Source organism: Aeromonas sp. R4-3, assembly GCF_040908275.1.
In the GTDB taxonomy this organism is placed as follows: domain Bacteria; phylum Pseudomonadota; class Gammaproteobacteria; order Enterobacterales; family Aeromonadaceae; genus Aeromonas; species Aeromonas rivipollensis.
Genome location: NZ_JBFODK010000061.1, coordinates 25,348 through 44,573 on the forward strand (window position 1 = coordinate 25,348; position 19,226 = coordinate 44,573).

19 protein-coding genes and 1 pseudogene are annotated in these 19,226 nt (G+C 63.4%); 13 read left to right on the forward strand and 7 right to left on the reverse strand.

Annotation, left to right across the window (positions count from 1 at the left end; genetic code table 11):
- Positions 1-6: 6 nt before the first annotated feature.
- The 7 genes from AB5Y91_RS18865 to hslR all read right to left on the reverse strand — a co-directional run bounded on the left by AB5Y91_RS18865 (position 7) and on the right by hslR (position 7,108).
- The gene (locus AB5Y91_RS18865) at positions 7-477 is read right to left on the reverse strand and encodes a glycine zipper 2TM domain-containing protein (protein ID WP_111910541.1); all 471 of its coding nucleotides are present in this window, start codon (positions 475-477) and stop codon (positions 7-9) included.
- Positions 478-608: 131 nt separating this feature from the next.
- Positions 609-1,061 carry an N-acetyltransferase gene (locus tag AB5Y91_RS18870; protein ID WP_289976425.1) on the reverse strand — a complete coding sequence of 151 codons (453 nt, stop codon included), beginning with the start codon at positions 1,059-1,061 and terminating at the stop codon, positions 609-611.
- A 208-nt stretch (positions 1,062-1,269) separates the two neighbouring features.
- Positions 1,270-3,072, reverse strand: a complete 1,803-nt coding sequence (locus tag AB5Y91_RS18875) for an aminopeptidase P family protein (RefSeq protein WP_368170521.1) — start codon at positions 3,070-3,072, stop codon at positions 1,270-1,272.
- A 33-nt stretch (positions 3,073-3,105) separates the two neighbouring features.
- The gene (locus tag AB5Y91_RS18880) at positions 3,106-3,771 is read right to left on the reverse strand and encodes a GntR family transcriptional regulator (RefSeq protein WP_106885739.1); all 666 of its coding nucleotides are present in this window, start codon (positions 3,769-3,771) and stop codon (positions 3,106-3,108) included.
- Between the two features lie 173 nt (positions 3,772-3,944).
- A complete protein-coding gene (gene pckA, locus AB5Y91_RS18885; protein WP_106885740.1) occupies positions 3,945-5,570 on the reverse strand; it encodes a phosphoenolpyruvate carboxykinase (ATP) in 1,626 nt (541 codons plus the stop codon).
- 149 nt (positions 5,571-5,719) lie between these two features.
- Positions 5,720-6,604, reverse strand: a complete 885-nt coding sequence (gene hslO, locus AB5Y91_RS18890) for an Hsp33 family molecular chaperone HslO (protein WP_163147136.1) — start codon at positions 6,602-6,604, stop codon at positions 5,720-5,722.
- Positions 6,605-6,709: 105 nt separating this feature from the next.
- Entirely contained in the window at positions 6,710-7,108 is a 399-nt protein-coding gene (hslR, locus tag AB5Y91_RS18895) for a ribosome-associated heat shock protein Hsp15 (protein ID WP_139745297.1), read from the reverse strand.
- A 217-nt stretch (positions 7,109-7,325) separates the two neighbouring features.
- On the opposite strand from hslR, the gene exeC reads away from it, so the two are divergent.
- From exeC to exeN, 13 genes and pseudogenes are all read left to right on the forward strand, one after another.
- On the forward strand, positions 7,326-8,177 hold the full coding sequence (exeC, locus tag AB5Y91_RS18900; RefSeq protein ID WP_276208955.1) for a GspC family type II secretion system variant ExeC: 852 nt from the start codon (positions 7,326-7,328) through the stop codon (positions 8,175-8,177).
- 21 nt (positions 8,178-8,198) lie between these two features.
- A complete protein-coding gene (gene exeD, locus AB5Y91_RS18905; RefSeq protein WP_368170522.1) occupies positions 8,199-10,256 on the forward strand; it encodes a GspD family T2SS secretin variant ExeD in 2,058 nt (685 codons plus the stop codon).
- Entirely contained in the window at positions 10,256-11,761 is a 1,506-nt protein-coding gene (exeE, locus tag AB5Y91_RS18910; protein WP_368170523.1) for a GspE family T2SS ATPase variant ExeE, read from the forward strand. Before exeD ends, exeE begins: the two co-directional genes overlap by 1 nt.
- A 1-nt stretch (position 11,762) precedes the next feature.
- The gene (gene exeF, locus AB5Y91_RS18915) at positions 11,763-12,983 is read left to right on the forward strand and encodes a GspF family T2SS innner membrane protein variant ExeF (protein ID WP_106885746.1); all 1,221 of its coding nucleotides are present in this window, start codon (positions 11,763-11,765) and stop codon (positions 12,981-12,983) included.
- A gap of 36 nt (positions 12,984-13,019) precedes the next feature.
- On the forward strand, positions 13,020-13,451 hold the full coding sequence (gene exeG / locus AB5Y91_RS18920) for a GspG family T2SS major pseudopilin variant ExeG (protein WP_106885747.1): 432 nt from the start codon (positions 13,020-13,022) through the stop codon (positions 13,449-13,451).
- A 35-nt stretch (positions 13,452-13,486) separates the two neighbouring features.
- Complete coding sequence (exeH, locus tag AB5Y91_RS18925; protein ID WP_368170524.1) at positions 13,487-14,038, forward strand: GspH family T2SS minor pseudopilin variant ExeH; 552 nt, start codon at positions 13,487-13,489, stop codon at positions 14,036-14,038.
- Positions 14,035-14,454 carry a type II secretion system minor pseudopilin GspI gene (gene gspI, locus AB5Y91_RS18930; RefSeq protein WP_290070058.1) on the forward strand — a complete coding sequence of 140 codons (420 nt, stop codon included), beginning with the start codon at positions 14,035-14,037 and terminating at the stop codon, positions 14,452-14,454. Before exeH ends, gspI begins: the two co-directional genes overlap by 4 nt.
- Before the next feature lie 71 nt (positions 14,455-14,525).
- Entirely contained in the window at positions 14,526-15,170 is a 645-nt protein-coding gene (exeJ, locus tag AB5Y91_RS18935) for a GspJ family T2SS minor pseudopilin variant ExeJ (RefSeq protein ID WP_368170606.1), read from the forward strand.
- A gap of 16 nt (positions 15,171-15,186) precedes the next feature.
- Positions 15,187-15,270 (forward strand): annotated as a pseudogene (locus AB5Y91_RS18940) (type II secretion system protein GspJ); the annotation flags it as partial.
- An 89-nt stretch (positions 15,271-15,359) separates the two neighbouring features.
- Positions 15,360-16,370 (forward strand): GspK family T2SS minor pseudopilin variant ExeK, encoded by a 1,011-nt coding sequence (exeK, locus tag AB5Y91_RS18945; protein ID WP_106885750.1) that lies wholly within the window; start codon positions 15,360-15,362, stop codon positions 16,368-16,370.
- A 118-nt stretch (positions 16,371-16,488) separates the two neighbouring features.
- Positions 16,489-17,673 (forward strand): GspL family type II secretion system protein ExeL, encoded by a 1,185-nt coding sequence (exeL, locus tag AB5Y91_RS18950; RefSeq protein ID WP_368170525.1) that lies wholly within the window; start codon positions 16,489-16,491, stop codon positions 17,671-17,673.
- A complete protein-coding gene (exeM, locus tag AB5Y91_RS18955; RefSeq protein WP_106885752.1) occupies positions 17,670-18,161 on the forward strand; it encodes a GspM family type II secretion system protein ExeM in 492 nt (163 codons plus the stop codon). Before exeL ends, exeM begins: the two co-directional genes overlap by 4 nt.
- 97 nt (positions 18,162-18,258) lie before the next feature.
- Positions 18,259-19,017, forward strand: a complete 759-nt coding sequence (exeN, locus tag AB5Y91_RS18960; RefSeq protein WP_368170526.1) for a GspN family type II secretion system protein ExeN — start codon at positions 18,259-18,261, stop codon at positions 19,015-19,017.
- Positions 19,018-19,226: the final 209 nt, after the last annotated feature.

The window sequence follows — 19,226 nt, forward strand, 5'->3', positions numbered from 1 at the left end:
CCGGGCTCAGTTCACCACGGCCACGTTGATGCTGCCATTGCCCTGGGTCATGCGGACCCGGGCGCCGGGCACGAAGGTGGGGCTGGCCTTTTGCACCACGACGATGGATTCGCCGGTCTCTTTCTTGATCTCGAGCTCGACGCCATCGACCTGGTTGAGCTTGTCACCGGCAGCCTTGCCGGCGGCGGCACCTGCGATGGCACCACCGGCGGCGGCGATGTCGCTGCCGCGACCGCCCCCTATGGTGCTACCGAGCAGGCCACCGACCACGGCGCCGCCTATGGTGCCGATCAGGGAGTTCTCATCGGCCTGGATCTTCACCGGACGGGTGGAGATGATGGTGCCGTAGCTGACGGTCTGGACCTGCTTGGCGCGATCCTTGGTGTAGACATCGCCGGAGTAGACATCGCTGTTGGCACAGCCGGTGATGGCGGTGGTGGCGGCCAGCAGGGTGACGAGAGCGATACGTTTCAACATGATGGGCCTCCTGGGCGGGCATCGGGTTAATCGGTTTGATGCATTCCACTCTACGCCAACCGGATTGTGCATTAAACCCGCAAAGTGTAACCAATTATGTGACCTGAACGGCGGTCAGCCCACGAAACGGGTCAGGTCAGGGCCTTTTCCAGCAGCAGGCGATCCTCCCCGGGGCCGAAATAGCCGGGCTCCTCGGCCAGCAGGGCGTAGCCCAGGCGCAAGTAGAGGCGCTGGGCCGGATTGGCCGGATCCACCGTCAGCCTGACTCGCGCCACCTGCAGCTCCGCCAGAGCCTGCTCCACCCGCAGCATCATGCGCTCGGCCAGGCCAAAGCCGCGGGCTTCGGGCCGCACCGCCAGAGAGAGCAGCCAGCCCTGCGACCGATCCTGACCCAGGCCCCCCAGGGCATAACCCAGCAGCCTGCCCTCCAGCTCCGCCACGACCAGCAGGGCGGGCCACAGATCCATGGCCTGACGGAAGAAGAAGGCGGGGTAGACATCCTCTCCGAAGACGTCGGCGTCTATCTGCCAGATGGTGTGCATGTCGGCGTGGGTGGCAATGCGCAAAACGGGGGACGGCTGCATCTGGGCTCCTGTGGTAGCGGCTGCCGGGGGGCAGTCAAAAGAGGGCACAGGGTAGTGGGCCCGTCAGGCTGATGCAAGCGGGTCTGGTTCGGAGGGCGGGCAGGGGAGATGAACAGATCGCGGCGCCCGGCAGGGAGATATGCCGCTATGGGGGCAAAAAAACAGGGCCCGCAGGCCCTGTTTCACCGGACAACTTCGATTGCTGCGATCAGATGAGGCGGGTCGCCTGCTCCAGCCAGGCGAGATCCTCGCCCTCCAGCAGCGGGCTCAGACGGCGGTAAACCTCGGCGTGGTAGTCGTTGATCCAGCGGAATTCGGCCTGGCTCAGCAGGCTGCGATCGATGAGGCGGGTATCGAACGGCACATAGGTCAGCCGTTCGAAGCCCAGCATCGGCAGTTCGCCGATCTGCTCCAGTTCGGTGACCACCACCAGGTTCTCGCAGCGGATGCCAAAGGCATCTTCCCGGTAGTAACCCGGTTCGTTGGAGAGCACCATGCCCGGCTGCAGGGCCACCAGGCTGCCCTTGGGGGCGATGCGCTGCGGGCCTTCGTGCACGCTGAGGAAGTGGCCGACCCCGTGGCCTGTGCCATGGTCGTAGTTGTAACCGGCTTGCCACAGGGGCATGCGGGCCAGCACGTCGAGCTGGATGCCGGCGGTGCCGCGGGGGAAGCGTGCCTGATCCAGTGCGATATGGCCCTGCAGCACCCGGGTGAACATGGCCTTGTGCTCGTCGGTGACCTCACCCACCTTGACGGTGCGGGTGATGTCGGTGGTGCCATCCAGATACTGGGCGCCGGAGTCCACCAGATAGATGCTGTCCTGACCGAAGGGGCGAGGCACACCGTTGGTGTGGCGGTAGTGGCACATGGCGGCGTTGGGGCCCAGCGCCGATATGGTGTCAAAGCTCGGCTCGACGTAGTGATCCTGCTCGCGACGGAAGGCTTCCAGGCGATCGGCCAGGGTGCCCTCATCCATATCCTGATAGTCGCCGGAGGCGATCAGGCGATCCAGCCAGGCGAGGAAGCGGGTGACGGCGACGCCATCGCGCAGATGGGCGCGCTGCATGCCGGCCAGCTCCACGGCGTTCTTGCACGCCTTGGGCAGCATGGTCGGATCCTGCCCTGCCACCAGGATGGCGCCTGCCTCCTCCATGGTGAGCTGGGTCCAGGCGTTGGCGGTGTTGGGGTCGGCCAGCACTTTTTGCTGATCCTCGCCGATGCGCTGCAGCACGTCACCCAGCTTGTCGATGGGGTAGACGGAGACATCCTGTCCCACGTGGCGGCTGAAGGCGATGCAGTCGATCTTGTCGGTGTCGACGAAGAAATCCATGCTGGTGTTGGCGTAGAGCACCGCAAAGCCCAGCACCACCGGCAGCCGCCCCACGTCGCGGCCACGCAGGTTGAGCAGCCAGTTTATGGGCTCGGCCTGGGTCAGCAGCACGGCATCCAGCCCGCGCTTGCGCAGGTCTGCCGCCAGCAGCTCACGCTTGGCCTGGCTGGACTGGCCCGCCAGCTCCTCGCTGTAGAGGATGACAGGGGTTTTGGTCGGGGCGGGGCGATCGCTCCAGTGCAGATCGATGGGGTTCTCATCGACCCGTACCAGCGCTATGCCGCGCTCGGCCAGGATTGGCTTGGCACTCTGATACCAGGCCAGGCTGTGCAGGCGGGGATCGAAGCCGACCCGGGCGCCGGACGGCAGTTGATCTGCCAGCCACTGGACGTGGGGATCTTCATTGAGGTGGAGAAACTCAAACAGCTCGGCCGGTGCCTGCATGCGGGCCTGCACCGTATAACGACCGTCGACGAACAGGGCCGCCCGCTGCGCCATGATGATGGCGAGGCCGGCGGAGCCGTTGAAACCCGTGATCCAGTCCAGCCGTTCGGCATAGGCGGGAATGTACTCCCCCAGGTGCTCGTCGTCGTGGGGAACGATGAAGGCGTCCAGTTCCAACGTGGCCAGAGTGGCCCTGACCTGGGCGACGCGGGTTTCAATAATCTCGAAATGATTCATGTCGTTATTGCCAGATTGTGATGATGTGAGTGTTCACTGATTGTGGCCGCTTGCCAGGATCTGTCGGATCGACTGGCCTGCCGCCTCGATATGTTGCTTGAGCAGGACCACGGCCTCGTGCTTGCGGCGGGCGCGGCACAGCTCCAGCAGGTGGGCGTGTTCGCGCTCGGCCTTGTCCACGCCGCCCTGGGCGAACAGCAGTTCGAAGCGCACGTAGCGATCGCAGCTCAGATTGATCTGGGCGATGAGATCCAGTGCCTGGGGACGATTGGCGGCCTGATAGAGGGTGGCGTGAAAACTGTGGTTCAACTCGGCCCAGTGCTCGATCTGGGTGCCGGACTCCAGCGCCAGATCAAACTGGGCCAGGATGGCTTGCGCCTTGGCGAAGGTCTCCTCCGTCATCAGGTCGACGGCGTGGAACAGGGTATCGGCTTCCAGCAGCGCCCGCAAATAAAAGAGCTCCTCGATGGCCGAGGCGTCCAGCATGGTGACCACGGCGCCGCGATGGGCCTCGAACTTCACCAACCCCTGGGCCTCCAGCTGCATCAGCGCCTCCCGCACCGGAATGCGGCTCACCGCCAGCTCCTTGGCGATGGCGTCCTGGCGCAAGGGGGCGCCGGCGGGAAACTCCCCACGCAATATCCGGCCGCGGAGGTTCTCCATCACCATCTGGGTTCGGGTCTTGTAGGGTAGGGTCATGCTTGAGTCACGGGCAGGTTGCAAAATTGTATATTGTATAAAGTTTGGCTGAATCTAACGCGCAACCGCCTGCAAGGCAAGGTTTGGCGGGATCCATATGCCGCGCATCGGCCAAAAAAATACCGGCCAGCTGGGCTGACCGGTATGGGGTTGTCACCTGGACGGGACGCAGCTTACAGCTGCGGGCCCGCAGCGACCAGGCGTTTGCCTTCGTCGTTGTCGGTGAAGCGCTCGAAGTTCTTGATGAAGCGCTGGGCCAGATCCTGGGCCTTGGCGTCCCACTCGGCCTGGTCGGCATAAGTGTCGCGCGGGTCGAGGATGGCCGGGTTCACATCGTGCAGCTCGGTCGGCACTTCCAGGTTGAAGATAGGCAGCACCTTGGTCGGCGCCTGCTCGATGGAACCATCCAGGATGGCATCTATGATGGCGCGGGTATCCTTGATGGAGATGCGCTTGCCGGTGCCGTTCCAGCCGGTGTTCACCAGGTAGGCTTCGGCTCCTGAGGCTTCCATCCGCTTCACCAGCTCCTGACCGTACTTGGTCGGGTGCAGGCTGAGGAAGGCGGCGCCAAAGCAGGAGGAGAAGGTCGGCGTCGGCTCTGTGATGCCGCGCTCGGTACCGGCCAGCTTGGCGGTGAAGCCTGACAGGAAGTGGTACTTGGTCTGCTCCTTGGTCAGCTTGGCGACAGGAGGCAGCACCCCGAAGGCGTCGGCGGTCAGGAAGATCACCTTGTTGGCGTGACCCGCCTTGGAGACCGGCTTGACGATGTTTTCGATGTGATAGATGGGGTAGGAGACGCGGGTGTTCTCGGTCTTAGAGCCATCATCGAAGTCTATGGTGCCGTCGGCTGCGACCGTCACGTTCTCCAGCAGGGCGTCGCGACGGATGGCGTTGTAGATATCCGGCTCGGCCTCTTTGGAGAGCTTGATGGTCTTGGCGTAGCAGCCCCCTTCGAAGTTGAACACGCCGTGGTCGTCCCAGCCGTGCTCGTCGTCACCGATGAGCTGGCGCTTGGGATCGGTGGAGAGGGTAGTCTTGCCGGTACCGGAGAGGCCGAAGAAGATGGCCACGTCCCCATCCTTGCCCACGTTGGCGGAGCAGTGCATGGAGGCGATGCCGCGCAGGGGCAGGAAGTAGTTCATCATGGAGAACATGCCCTTCTTCATCTCGCCACCGTACCAGGTGCCACCGATGAGCTGCATCTTCTCTGTCATGTTGAAGGCGACGAAGTTCTCGGAGTTGAGACCCTGCTCCTTCCAGTTCGGGTTGGTGCACTTGGCACCGTTCATCACCACGAAGTCCGGCTTGAAGGTCTTGAGCTCTTCCTCGCTCGGGCGGATGAACATGTTCTTCACGAAGTGCGCCTGCCAGGCCACTTCTGTGATGATACGCACCGCCAGGCGGGTGTCCGGGTTGGCGCCGCAGTAGCCATCCACCACGAACAGGCGCTTGCCGGAGAGCTGTTTGGTCACCAGGGATTTCAGATCTGACCACACTTCCGGGGTGATTGCCTTGTTATCGTTCTTGCCCTGGTCAGACCACCACACAGTATCCTGGGTGGTGCCGTCCTTGACGATATATTTATCTTTCGGGGAACGACCGGTGAAGATGCCGGTGTTGACATTGACGGCGCCGAGTTCGGTAACGACGCCACGTTCGAATCCTTCCAGGTCTGGGCGGGTCTCTTCTGCGAAAAGCTGCTCATAGGAGGGGTTGCGAACGATTTCCTGGCTGTTTTTGATACCGTACTGGTCCAGTTTCAGTTGTTGTGCCAGGGCGGGTTCTACCACGATAGTCATTATGTTCTCCTGGGTTCAGAGGTGTGTAGGGTTCTATCTGGCGTCCATACTACTACCTAGGTGGTAGTTTTTAGCGATCGCCATCAAACTTTATAAAATAGGGTATTTTTTTGTTATTTAAGTTAAAGGCGGGTTTTGCCCGCCTTTATTTAGTGTAACTTGTTTGCATCATTACCGGGAGCCCCGCTGAACAGGGTTTCGATGTCTATTCCATCAAATTGGTAGTGAGCGCCGCAGTAATCACAGTGCATGTCGATCTTGCCGAGCTCCTGCACCATGGCCACAGCTTCCTCCTTCTCTATCTGCAGCAGAGCCCCTTCGCAGCGAGCGCGGGAGCAGGTGCAGCGGAACTCGATCGCCTGGGGATCGAACACCCGTACCTTGTCCTGATGGTAGAGGCGGTAGAGGATCTCTTCGGCCTCCAGACCGAACAACTCTTCATCCTTGATGGTGCTGGTGAGCTGGATCAGGTGGTCGAAGTCGGCGCCGTGATCCTCGCTCCGGGCGGGCAGCTCCTGCAGCAGTATGCCGGCAGCGCGGGGCTGGCCCTCGTGGTGGCCGGTGCGGATCCAGAGCCGGGTGGCGAGTTGCTCGGACTGGGCGAAGTACTGCTCGAGGCAGGTCGCCAGGGTGTCGGCCTCGAGGGCTATGATGCCCTGATAGCGCTCGCCCTCTTCAGGGGTGATGGTGATCACCAGCTGGCCGTTGCCTACCAGGCTCTGCAGCTTGTCGTCGGTCGGCAGCTCCCCTTCATAGCGGGCCACGCCGCGCAGTTGCTGGTTGTGATCGCCGTTGATCACCGCCAGACGCACCGGGCCGTCCCCTTGCAGCTGCACTGTGATCGAGCCTTCGAACTTGAGGGTGGCGGTCAGCAGGCTGGTGGCGACCAGCAGTTCACCCAGCAGTTTCTGTACCTGGACCGGGTAGTTCTGGGCATCGACGATGTGACGATAGGTACTATCCAGCTGGACCAGCTCCCCCCGGACTTCGTACTCTTCGAACAGATAGCGATACAGGAGATCTTGGTTACTCATCATGCTTTCCTAGGGTTTTCTGGGGGAAAAGATAAATACATTGTTAAACAGGTGGTTAGGAACTAATTCCCGCTCCTGTCGTCATAAAGGGGCCACAAGGGCGAGTCAGTATTGCTTGACCTTGATCAGCTGGCGTCGCTCCTGCTTGTCGGGGCGGCGCTCCGGGCTTGGGGCGAACTGGCTGTTGAAGCGTCTCGCCTCGCTGTTCTGGGCCCGCTTCTTCAGACTTTCCTCGGTCTCTTCATAGAGCAGCTGGGCCAGGGGGGCGGCCTTGCGCTGCTCGCTCACCTCGAGCACCCGCACCTCCCGTTCGTCCTGGCCCTGCCAGAAACGGACGAGGGCGCCGACCTCGACGGCCTTGCCCGGTTTGCTGCGCTGGCCGTTGTAGTGCACCTTGCCGCCGTCGATCTGATCCCGCGCCAGGCTGCGGGTCTTGTAGAAGCGTGCCGCCCACAGCCACTTGTCGAGGCGGACCTGAGTGCTGCTTTGTGCTGGATTCGACATGGATCGGCTCCGGGATGGCTGAAAAGGGAGCCTGATTATACCAGAGGCAGGGCCCGGGATAGAAACAGGGGGAAGCGGGGTGTGACGGAATCTGAATTTTCACAGCTTCATCCCATCCGGTCGGTTGTCTCTGGGTCCATTGCCGTACACAATAGCCAACCGATTTGGATGCCAGAATATTTTGATAAAGATGACGCTACCGTTCAGGGATGACTTGTTGAGCTCCCTTCTGGCTCGTTGCAAGTCAGTGCCACTCTCCCGTTTCAGCCAGCCTCTGTTCTGGCTGCTGCTGCTGTTGCTGGCCCAGCAGTGCGCCGTGCTCACCTGGCGTCTGTTCGATCTCACCCAATCCCCCCGGCCGCTGCCCTGGCAGCCTGCGGTCACTCCGGGCCAGGGCGCCGGACCTGCCCGCCTCGATCTTGGCAACCTCAGCCGTCTCTCCCTGTTTGGCAAGGCGCCGCAGCCGCAGGCCGACAAGGTGGCCCAGGCGGCCCTGATCGATGCCCCCAAGACCCAGCTCAATGCCCAGCTCAACGGGGTGCTGGCCAGTACAGAACCCAGCAAGTCCATCGCCATCATCGCCCACAACGGCCTGCAGAACTCCTATGGCATAGGGGACTACATCGACGGCACCCAGGCCAGGATCCGTCAGGTGTTTGCCGACAGGGTCATCATAGCCCGGGACGGCCGTGACGAGACCCTGATGCTGGATGGGGAAGAGTACGGCAAGCCGCTGCCCAAGGTGACGCGACAGGGGGCCGAGCTCTCTTCCGTTCGCAGCGAATTGATGAGCAATCCTGGCAAGATCACCGATTATCTCAATATTTCTCCGGTCCGGGTGGATGGTCGCATGGTCGGCTATCGCCTCAATCCGGGCAGCAATCCTGAAGTGTTCAATCAACTCGGACTGGTCGCCAACGATCTGGCGGTCAGCATCAATGGTCTGGATCTGCGGGACAACGCACAGGCCATGCAGGCGATGCAGCAAGTGGCGGGCGCCACGGAAATGACCGTCACCGTCGAGCGGCAAGGACAGCTCTACGACGTCTATGTCGGCTTGTCAGAATAATGAATTGGAGTAGCACCAAGAATGATAAATAAAGGGAAGGGCTGGCGTCTGGCCACAGTGGCAGCAGCCTTGATGATGGCTGGCTCTGCCTGGGCCACCGAGTATTCCGCCAGTTTCAAGAATGCCGACATCGAAGAGTTCATCAACACTGTCGGCAAGAACCTGAACAAGACCATCATCATAGAGCCCTCGGTGCGCGGCAAGATCAACGTCCGCAGTTACGATCTGCTCAATGAGGATCAGTACTACCAGTTCTTCCTGAGCGTGCTCGACGTCTATGGCTTTGCCGTGGTGCCCATGAACAACGGCGTGCTCAAGGTGGTGCGCTCCAAGGATGCCAAGACCTCGGCCATCCCTGTGGTGGATGACAGCAACCCCGGCGTGGGTGACGAGATGGTGACCCGGGTGGTACCGGTGCGCAACGTCTCGGTACGGGAACTCGCCCCCCTGCTGCGCCAGCTCAACGACAATGCCGGTGGCGGCAACGTGGTGCATTACGAGCCCTCCAACGTGCTGCTCATCACAGGCCGCGCGGCCGTGGTGAATCGTCTGGTCGAGGTGGTGCGCCGAGTCGACAAGGCGGGTGATCAGGATATGGACGTCATCAAGCTGAAATTCGCCTCCGCCGGCGAGATGGTGCGACTGGTGACCAACCTCAACAAGGATGGCAACAATCAGGGGGCCAACGCCTCCCTGCTGCTCTCCCCCAAGGTGGTCGCCGACGAGCGCACCAACTCAGTGGTGATCAGCGGTGAACCCAAGGCCCGTGCCCGCATCATCCAGATGGTGCGCCAGCTCGACCGGGATCTGCAGAGCCAGGGCAACACCCGGGTCTTCTACCTCAAATATGGCAAGGCCAAGGATTTGGTGGACGTGCTCAAGGGGGTCAGCTCCAGCATCGCCGCCGATAAGAAGGGCGGCGCGGCCACCACAGCCACCGGTGGTGGCGCCAGCATAGGGGGCGGCCAGCTCGCCATCTCCGCCGACGAGACCACCAATGCCCTGGTGATCACCGCCCAGCCTGACGTCATGGCCGAGCTGGAGCAGGTCATCGCCAAGCTCGACATTCGCCGCGCCCAGGTGCTGGTGGAGGCGATCATCGTCGAGATCCAGGATGGTGACGGCCTCAACCTCGGGGTGCAGTGGGGCAACGCCAACGGCGGCGGCACCCAGTTCACCAATACCGGTCTGCCCATAGGGCCGGCCATCATCGCGGGCAAGGATTACAAGGACAACGGCAACACTGACGGGCTCGAAAACCTGCTCGGTGATTTCAGCGGCATGGCGGCCGGTTTCTACAAGGGGGACTGGGCCATGCTGGTGACGGCGCTCTCCACCAACACCAAGAACGACATCCTCTCGACCCCGAGCATAGTCACCATGGACAACAAGGAAGCCTCCTTCAACGTCGGCCAGGAAGTGCCGGTGCAGAGCGGTTCCCAGAGCTCCACCACCAGCGACCAGGTGTTCAACACCATAGAGCGCAAGACGGTGGGCACCAAGCTGGTGGTGACGCCCCAGATCAACGAAGGGGATTCTGTGCTGCTCAACATAGAGCAGGAAGTCTCCAGCGTGGCCCAGACCCAGGCGACGGGTACCGCCAATCTCGGCCCCACCTTCGATACCCGTACCGTCAAGAACGCCGTGCTGGTGAAGAGTGGCGAGACCGTAGTGCTGGGCGGCCTGATGGACGAGCAGACCAAGGAGCAGGTCTCCAAGGTGCCAATATTGGGGGATATCCCGGTGCTGGGCTACCTGTTCCGCTCCACCTCCAACACCACGGCCAAGCGCAACCTGATGGTCTTTATCCGGCCGACCATATTGCGCGATGCCAACGTCTATTCCGGGGTGTCCAGCAACAAGTACACCCTGTTCCGTGCCGAACAGTTGAACCTGGCGGCCGAGGAGGGCTATGCCACCTCGCCCCCCCGCCAGGTGCTGCCGGCCTATGGTCAGGATGTGATGCTCTCCCCCGAGGTGCAAAAGCAGATTGACCTGATGAGGGCCCAGCAGCAGTCCACCGCCACCGGGGCCAAAACCCAGGTGCAGGGGCAACCCTTCGTGCAGGGACAACCCTGATGGCGAGCTACTCACTGGACGGGGTCGCGCAACCTGCGGCACTGCCCGAGCTGCCATTTGCCTTCGCCCGCAACTTCGGGGTGATCCTGACCGAACGCCAGGGCGCCCCCGTGCTGCTCTGCCGTCAGGGGGTGACACCGCAGACCTTGCTGGAGGTGCGCCGGGTGGCGGGCTGCGCCTTCGCGGTGGAGCAGCTGGGTCATGACGAGTTCGAGACGCTCTTGATGGCCCACTATCAGCGCGACTCCTCCGAGGCGCGCCAGCTGATGGAGGATCTCGGCAACGAGATGGACTTCTTCGCCCTGGCCGAAGAGCTGCCCCAGAGCGAGGATCTGCTGGACGCCGACGACGATGCCCCCATCATCCGCCTCATCAACGCCATGCTGAGCGAGGCGATCAAGGAAGAGGCCTCCGACATCCACATCGAGACCTTCGAACGGGCCCTGGTCATTCGCTTCCGCATCGATGGGGTGCTGCGGGAAATACTGCGCCCCCATCGCAAGCTCGCCTCTTTGCTGGTGTCGCGCATCAAGGTCATGTCCCGCATGGACATAGCCGAGAAACGGGTGCCCCAGGATGGCCGCATCTCACTGCGCATCGGCGGCCGCGCCGTCGACGTGCGGGTCTCCACCATGCCGTCGAGCTACGGCGAGCGGGTGGTGCTGCGACTGCTGGACAAGAACAACGTGCGCCTCGAACTCAAGCAGCTCGGCATGACGCTGGCCAATCGCAACATCATCAGCGAGCTCATCCGCAAGCCCCACGGCATCATACTGGTGACGGGCCCGACCGGCTCGGGCAAGTCCACCACCCTCTATGCGGCGCTCTCCGAGATCAACTCCCGGGATCGCAACATTCTCACGGTGGAAGATCCCATCGAATATGACCTGGAAGGGGTCGGCCAGACCCAGGTCAACACCAAGGTCGACATGACCTTCGCCCGGGGCCTGCGCGCCATACTGCGTCAGGATCCGGATGTGGTGATGGTGGGGGAAATTCGTGACCTCGAAACCGCCCAGATCGCGGTGCAGGCGTCCCTCACCGGCCACCTGGTGATGTCGACCCTGCACACCAACACCGCCATCGGTGCCATCACCCGGATGCGGGACATGGGGATAGAGCCCTTCCTGCTCTCCTCATCCTTGCTGGCGGTGCTGGCCCAGCGGCTGGTGCGCACCCTCTGCCCGGATTGCCGTGCCCCGCATCCCATCTCGGAGCAGGAGCGGATCGCCATGGGCATAGATCTGGCGCCGGATCAGCAGATGTGGCGCCCGGTGGGCTGCGAGCAGTGCAACCACACCGGTTATCGCGGCCGGACCGGCATCCACGAGCTGGTGGTGATCGACGAGGCGGTGCGCGAGGCGATTCACAGTGCCAGCGGCGAGCTGGCCATAGAGCGCCTGATCCGGGGCCATACCCCCAGCATACGCCGCGACGGCATCGACAAGGTGCTCCAGGGGCAGACCAGCCTCGAAGAGGTGCTGCGCGTGACCCGGGAAGACTAAGATGGCTGCGTTCGAATACAAGGCCCTCGACCCCAGAGGCAGACAGAAGTCCGGGGTGATGGAGGGGGACTCCGCCCGTCAGGTGCGCCAGCTGCTGCGCGAGCAGGGGCTGACCCCCCTCGAGGTAAACGAGACCACGGAGAAGGCGAAGCGGGAGGCCAATCGCTTCGTGCTGTTTCGCCGTGGCGCCTCCACCTCGGAGCTGGCCCTCATCACCCGTCAGCTGGCGACCCTGGTGGGCGCAGGGCTGACCATAGAAGAGGCGCTGCGGGCAGTGGCCGAGCAGTGCGAGAAGGCCCACCTGCGCAGCCTGGTGGCCACGGTACGCAGCAAAGTCGTAGAAGGTTACTCGCTGGCCGATTCGCTGGGGGCCTTCCCCCATGTGTTCGATCAGCTGTTTCGCTCCATGGTGGCGGCCGGTGAGAAGTCCGGTCACCTGGAGAAGGTGCTCAACCGCCTCGCCGACTACACCGAGCAGCGCCAGCACATGCGCACCAAGCTGCTGCAGGCGATGATCTACCCCATAGTCCTCACCCTGGTGGCCGTGGGCGTCATCTCCATACTGCTCACCGCAGTGGTGCCCAAGGTGGTGGCCCAGTTCGAACACATGGGCCAGCAACTGCCCGCCACCACCCGCTTCCTCATCGGCACCAGCGAGCTGATGCAGCACTACGGCCTCTGGTTCCTGGTGCTGCTCGGCATCGGTGGCCTGGTCTGGCGCTGGTGGCTCACGGACGCCGGACGGCGCCGCCACTGGCATCAGGTGGTGCTGCGCCTGCCGGTCATCGGCCGGGTCAGCCGCGGCCTCAACACGGCCCGCTTCGCCCGCACCTTAAGCATCCTCAACGCCAGCGCGGTGCCGCTGCTGGAGGGGATGAAGATCTCGGGGGAGGTGCTCTCCAACGACTTTGCCCGCCACCGCATTGGCGAGGCGACCGAGCGGGTGCGGGAGGGGACCAGCCTGCGCAAGGCGCTGGATGAAACCAAGATTTTCCCGCCCATGATGCTGCACATGATCGCCTCCGGCGAGCAGAGCGGCGAGCTCGACAGCATGCTGGAGCGGGCGGCGGACAACCAGGACAGGGAGTTCGAAACCCAGGTGAATATCGCCCTCGGGGTGTTCGAGCCCATGCTGGTGGTCTCCATGGCCGGGGTGGTGCTCTTCATCGTGATGTCGATCCTGCAGCCGATCCTCGAACTCAACAATATGGTCAATCTCTGATGGCCTGCGCCATCTCATTTCGTTAGGGAGTAAGTCATGCAAAAGCGTCGTCAATCCGGTTTCACCCTGCTGGAAGTCATGGTGGTCATCGTGATCCTGGGGATCCTGGCCAGCCTGGTGGTGCCCAATCTGATGGGCAACAAGGAGAAGGCGGATCAGCAGAAAGCCGTCTCCGACATAGTGGCGCTGGAAAACGCCCTCGACATGTACAAGCTGGACAACAACCGCTACCCGACCACAGAGCAGGGGCTGGATGCCCTGGTCAACAAGCCGACCGCGTCGCCTGAGCCGCGCAGCTACCGGGAAGGGGGCTACATCAAGCGCCTGCCGCAGGATCCCTGGGGCAACCAGTACCAGCTGCTGAGCCCGGGCCAGTTCGGCAAGCTCGACATCTTCAGCATGGGGCTGGACGGCGAAGCCGGGACGGATGACGACATAGGCAACTGGAACCTGAAGGATTTCCAATAAGTGTCTGAGCGCCCGCTGAAGCGGATCCTGTGCCCATGAGGCGCCATCGTCAGGCGGGCTTCACCCTGCTGGAGGTCTTGCTGGTCGCCATGTTGATGGGGCTGGTGGCCACCGCCGTCGTCCTCAGCATGGGGGGGGCCCGGGGGGACAGGGAGCTCGACAAGCAGGCGCGTCGTCTCATGGCGACCCTGCAACAGGCGCAGGAGTATTCGGTGATGGATGGCCGGTTGCTGGGATTGAGAGTCGAGCAGAGCGGCTGGCAGTTTATGTCCCGCAACCCCAAGGATCGCAAGTGGCAGGTACTGACCGGCGACAAGTTGCTGGGGCCTGTGCAACTGCCGGAGGGGATCACCCTGGCCGTCGAGCTGGAGGGGTTCAGCTGGCGCACCGATTCGGACGAGAAGAGCGAGCAGGGCCGCGACGAGAAGGAGCGCACGCCCCAGATCTTCATCTTTCCGGGGGGCGAGCTCACCCCCTTCGTGCTGACCCTGAGTCAGCAGGACGAGGATCTGAGCTACCTGCGCACCCTCAAGGGGGACGAGTTCGGTCGCCTCTCTCTGTTGCAAGACGAAGAGGAAGAAGAGTGACGGGCACCAGCGCAGGCGGCGAGGGAGTTCGCAGCGTCACCCCGGCGGGCGGGCCCGTCAGGGCGCGCGGCATGACGCTGCTGGAGGTCATGGTGGCGCTGGCGGTATTTGCCATCGCCGGCCTTGCGGTGATGAAGACCGCCAGCGAGCACCTCTCCGGCCTCAACTACCTGGAGCAGAAGACCCTGGCGACCTGGGTGGTGGAGAACCAGCTGGTGCAGCAGAAGCTCGAGGGCAAGTGGCCGGGAGACAGCTGGGTGGAAGGGGACGAGGAGATGGCCGGGCAGACCTGGTACTGGCGCTATCGTGGCGTCGCCACCAGCGACAACAACTTCAAGGCCCTGGACGTGGAGGTGCGCACCGCGCCCAAGGCAGAGAGCCCTGTGGCCATGATGCGGACCTATATCAGCCGATGATCCCGAGCAACACCCGCCTTTCCCGCCACAGTGGCTTTACCCTGCTTGAGAGGTTGCTGCGGCCATCGCCCATGTCGGTGACCTCAGGCCGACGCTCTGTCCGCCAGGCCGGCTTTACCCTGCTTGAGATGCTGGTGGCCATCGCTATCTTCGCCAGCCTCAGCATGGGGGCCTATCAGGTGCTGCAGGGGGTGCTCACCAGCGACGAGGTGGCCAAGCGCAAGGAGGTTCGCCTCTCCGAGCTGCAGCTCGCCTTCAGCCTGCTGGAGCGGGACATCACCCAGATGGTGCCGCGCAGCGGCCGTATCGACGGCGAGAACAACAAGGTGCTGCTGGCGGCCTCCCGCTTCGGCCAGCAGAGCGATGACTGGGGCATGGCCTTCATCCGTGGCGGCTGGCTCAATCCGGACGGCATGCTGCCGCGCTCTGGCTTGCAGCGGGTGGGCTGGCGACTCAAGGATCAGACCCTGGAGCGGCTCAGCTACCTCTATCCAGACCCCGCTATCGGCACAGAGCCGCGCATTCAGCTCGTGCTGACCGGGGTGACGGCCCTGCGGCTCTATTTCTACGACAAGGGCATGTGGAAGGAGGAGTGGACCCAGCGCGACCTGCTGCCCTATGGGCTGGCGGTGGAGCTGGATCTGGCGGATTACGGCACCATTCGTCGCCAGTTCCTGATCGGGGCCGGTGGCCAGAGGGCTGAAAATGGTAATTGATCGTCGTGTCTCCCTGCTCGACATGGAAGATAACGGTACCCTTCGACGTCGCCAGTTCCTGATCGGGGCCGGCGGCCAGAGGGCGGACAATGGCAATTAAGCGTCATTTTTCTCCGGCCATCATGGGGGATAACGGCACCCTTGGTCGCCGCCAGTTCCTGATCGGAGCCGGCGGCCAGAGGGCTGACAATGGCAGCTAGGCGTCGCTCCCGCCCCGGCCGGCAAGGGGGCATGGCCCTGCTGGTGGTGCTGCTTATTCTGTCGGTGATGGTGATCATCGCCAGCAACATGAGCGGCCGGTTGCAGCTGGAGCTGCGCCGGACCAGCAACCTCACTGCTGGCAAGCAGGCCTGGTGGTATGCCATGTCGGCGGAGGCGCTGGTGATCAAGGTGCTCAACCAGGACTTCAAGGATGACCCCGATGTGGTCAACCTGGGCCAGAACTGGGCACGGCAAGATGCCGTCTTCCCGGTGGATGACGGCACCCTGTCCGGGCGGGTGCGGGATCTGCAATCCTGTTTCAACCTCAACAGCCTTAGCCTGGCCCTGAAAGAGGGGGAGAGCGGCGATGACCTCGATGCGCAGCCCTATCAGTTCAAGGCGTTCCGGGCGCTGCTCGAGGCGCTGGAGGTGGATGAGTACGAGGCGGTGCAGCTCACCGACGCCATCCGCGACTGGACCGACAAGAATACCCAGCTGGTCTCGAGCAACGGGGCCGAGGATGCCTATTACGAGGGGCTCAATCCCCCTTATCTGGTGGCGAACCAGTGGCTGCTGGGCACGGACGAATTGCGGGCCGTGCGCGGGGTGAGCAGCGAGCTCTACGCCCGGCTCGCCCCCTATGTGTGCACCCTGCCAAACGACAAGCTGGTGGTGAACATCAACACCATCAAGCCGGAGCAGGCGGCCCTGCTGGTGGGGCTCTATCAGGGCAAGATAGGGCTGGACGACGCCAAGCGGGTGCTGACCAACCGCCCCAAGAAGGGGTGGAAGGAGAAGAAGGAGATGACGGATGAGCTGTCGATACAACCGGGCAGCATCACTGGGCTGGACGGCGCGCTGGACATCAAGAGCAGCTTCTTCGAGGCCCGTCTGCTGGCCGAGGTGGGCGATGTGCGGGCCCGGCTGGAGACTGTCTTCCAGCGCGGCAAGGACAACAAGCTGGTGATGCTGCGCCGTCTGAACGACGGTGCCGAATAACAGGGAGATGGCAGGCCTCTGGCCCCCTCTGTCCCGCCCCTTATATCTGGACTGCAGCCGACGGCTGCGGCCCCGCCCATCGACGAGGATGCTGGCGGGCATGGCAGGAGAATTATTTGTGAGCGAGAGTCTGGTCATCCGTCTGGGGACCAATGCGCAGCAGCCGGTGCACTGGCTGGTGTGGTCGACGCAGGAGCAGGAGATCATCGCCTCCGGCACCCTGGCCTCGGCCCATGCCCTGGGTGAGCTGCAGGAGCGTGCCGGTGGTCGCCCCGTGGTGACCCTGGTGCCCGGCAGCGATCTCATCTTCCGGCGGGTCAGCCTGCCGGGCAAGTACAGTCGTCAGGCCGCGGCGGCGTTGCCCTATCTGCTCGAGGAGCAGATCGCCTCCGACGTGGATGAGCTGCATCTGGTGGTGCTGGGTCATCAGGGGCAGGACGTGGATCTGATGGCGGTGGACAAGGCGAAGATGCAGGAGTGGCTGGCGTGGCTGCAGCAGGCGGGGCTCAAGACCCTGCAACTGCTGCCGGACGTGCTGGCCCTGCCGCCCGCCGCCGAGGGGTGGTCTGCCCTGCAACTCGGCGCCGAGTGGCTGATCCGCCAGGGCCCTGTCCAGGGGATAGTCGCCGACGAGCCGCTGCTGGCCATGCTGCTGGCGGCCCAGCCCGAACCCGTCACCATCCATAGCCATACCCCGGCTCCCGCCATCGCGGCCGCCAACTGGCAGGCGGCGGATCCCGAGTTGCCCATGCTGTTGCTGGCGAAGGGAGCGCTGACCTGCCAGGCGAACCTGTTGCAGGGGCCCTATCGACCCCAGACCGAATACGGCCGTTACTGGCTGCAGTGGCGCAAGGTGGCGGTGCTGGCGGGGATACTGCTGCTGGTCGCCCTGGCCCAGCGCGGGGTGCAGCTCTATCAACTGGCGGAGCAGGACAAGGCCCTCAAGGCCGAAATCCGGCAGGTCTATACCCGGATCTTCCCGGGGGAAACCCGGATCGTCAACGTTCGCAGCCAGATGAACCAGCACCTCAAGTCCCTGGGGCAGGCCCCGCAGGGTGGGGTTCTGCTGCTGCTGACCGAGCTGGCGCCTGTGTTTGCCGAGGTGCCCGGTCTCAAGCCCGAAGTGCTGCGCTTCGACGCAGCCAGGGGCGAGCTCAGGTTGCAGGTCACGGCCCCCGGTTTCACCGAGATAGAGCGTTTTCGCGAGCTGGCGGGCAAGCGCTTCGAGGTGCAGCAGGGTGAGGTGCGAAGCCATGAGGGCAAGGTGGAAGGGGCGCTGGTGCTGAAGGGGAAATCATCATGATGGACAAACTGCAAGGCTGGTGGCGTGGCATCAGCCCCCGCGAACAGCGGCTGGTGGCGGTGGGGGGTTGCGCTCTGCTGATCGGGCTCTGCTACTGGGTCATCTGGCAGCCCGTCGCCAATCGCATCGACGAGCGGCAGCGGCAGGTGGCCAACCAGCAGCAGACGCTCGCCTGGTTGAAAGAGAAGGGGCAGGAGGTGCTGGCGATGCAGGGGGGGCAAGGCCGCCAGATCGACACCAGCGGCACCCTGGACGGGGTGGTGAACCGCACTGCCTTCAACCAGAAGATCAAGATAGCCCGGCTGCAACCCCAGGGGCAGGAGCTGCAGGTGTGGATAGACACAGTCCCGTTCGAGGATCTGCTGCTCTGGCTCGCGACCCTCTCCGATCAGTACGGAGTCCAGGTGCAGATCATAGAGGTGGCCCGGGAGGGGCTGGCGCCCGGCCTGGTCAAGGTCAGGCGTTTGCAGTTGAGCCGTCCCCAATGACACCAAACGTACTGAGCGCCGTCCGGTTTTTGGCATGGCGTTCCGTGTTGGCTCCTGGCTTGGCCCGGGCCGGATCCTTGCAGTCGAGTCCTGTTCTATGAAACAAAAAGTCCTGATCGCCGCCCTGTTTCTGGTGGCCTATCTCGGTTTCCTGCTGGTGACGTTGCCAGCCACCCTGGTGGTGCGCCATCTGCCGCTGCCCCCCAACCTGGTGCAGCTGGAAGGGGTGAGCGGTACCCTCTGGAGCGGCCAGATTGCCCGGCTGCAATATGCCAGCGAGTCCCTGACCCAGCTGCGCTGGGAGCTCGACGGCTGGTCGCTGCTGCGTCTGGCTCCCGAGGTGTCGGTGCGTTTCGGCGACCGCGCCGGCCTCAACGGTCAGGGGGTAATCGGTTGGAATGGCGCCGCCTTTGGTCGTGACATCACCCTCAACGCCCCCGCTCCCTGGGTGCTGGCGCGAGTGCCCACGCGCCTGCCCTTCCCCCTGACGGCGGCGGGTCAGCTGCAACTCAAGGTCGATCAGTTCGCCCAGGGCAAGCCCTGGTGTGAGGAGCTCTATGGCAACCTCAACTGGTACGGCGCCGAGGCCGACACCCCGGCGGGCAAGCTGCTGCTGGGGGACCCCGAGCTCAAGCTGACCTGTCTCGATTCCCGTCTGGTGGCCGAGCTCAAGCAGGGCTCCGAGGCGGTGCAGGTACAGGGCAAGCTGGAGCTGCAGAGCAACCGCCAGTACCTGTTCCAGGGCACCCTCAAGCCGGGCCCGGCACTGCCGGATCAGATGAAGCAGGGGCTGCCCTTCCTCGGTCAACCAGACGGCCAGGGCCGCTTCCCCCTGCGCTATCAGGGCCGGATCTAATCCGGCCTTCGCCGACACCGGTTTATCCCGGGGTCGGCTCTATCTTCCCCGCTCATTCGTCGCACCGCGTCGATGACCGCCACATCGTAGTGGCATCTAGAATCGCCTCCCTCTTTTCCCGAACAGTCAAATGCGCTGCCGCAGCGGGATCCAATTCATCTCCATCCACCACACATGGTCAATTAAACCCTATCGAGGTAGGCAGCGGA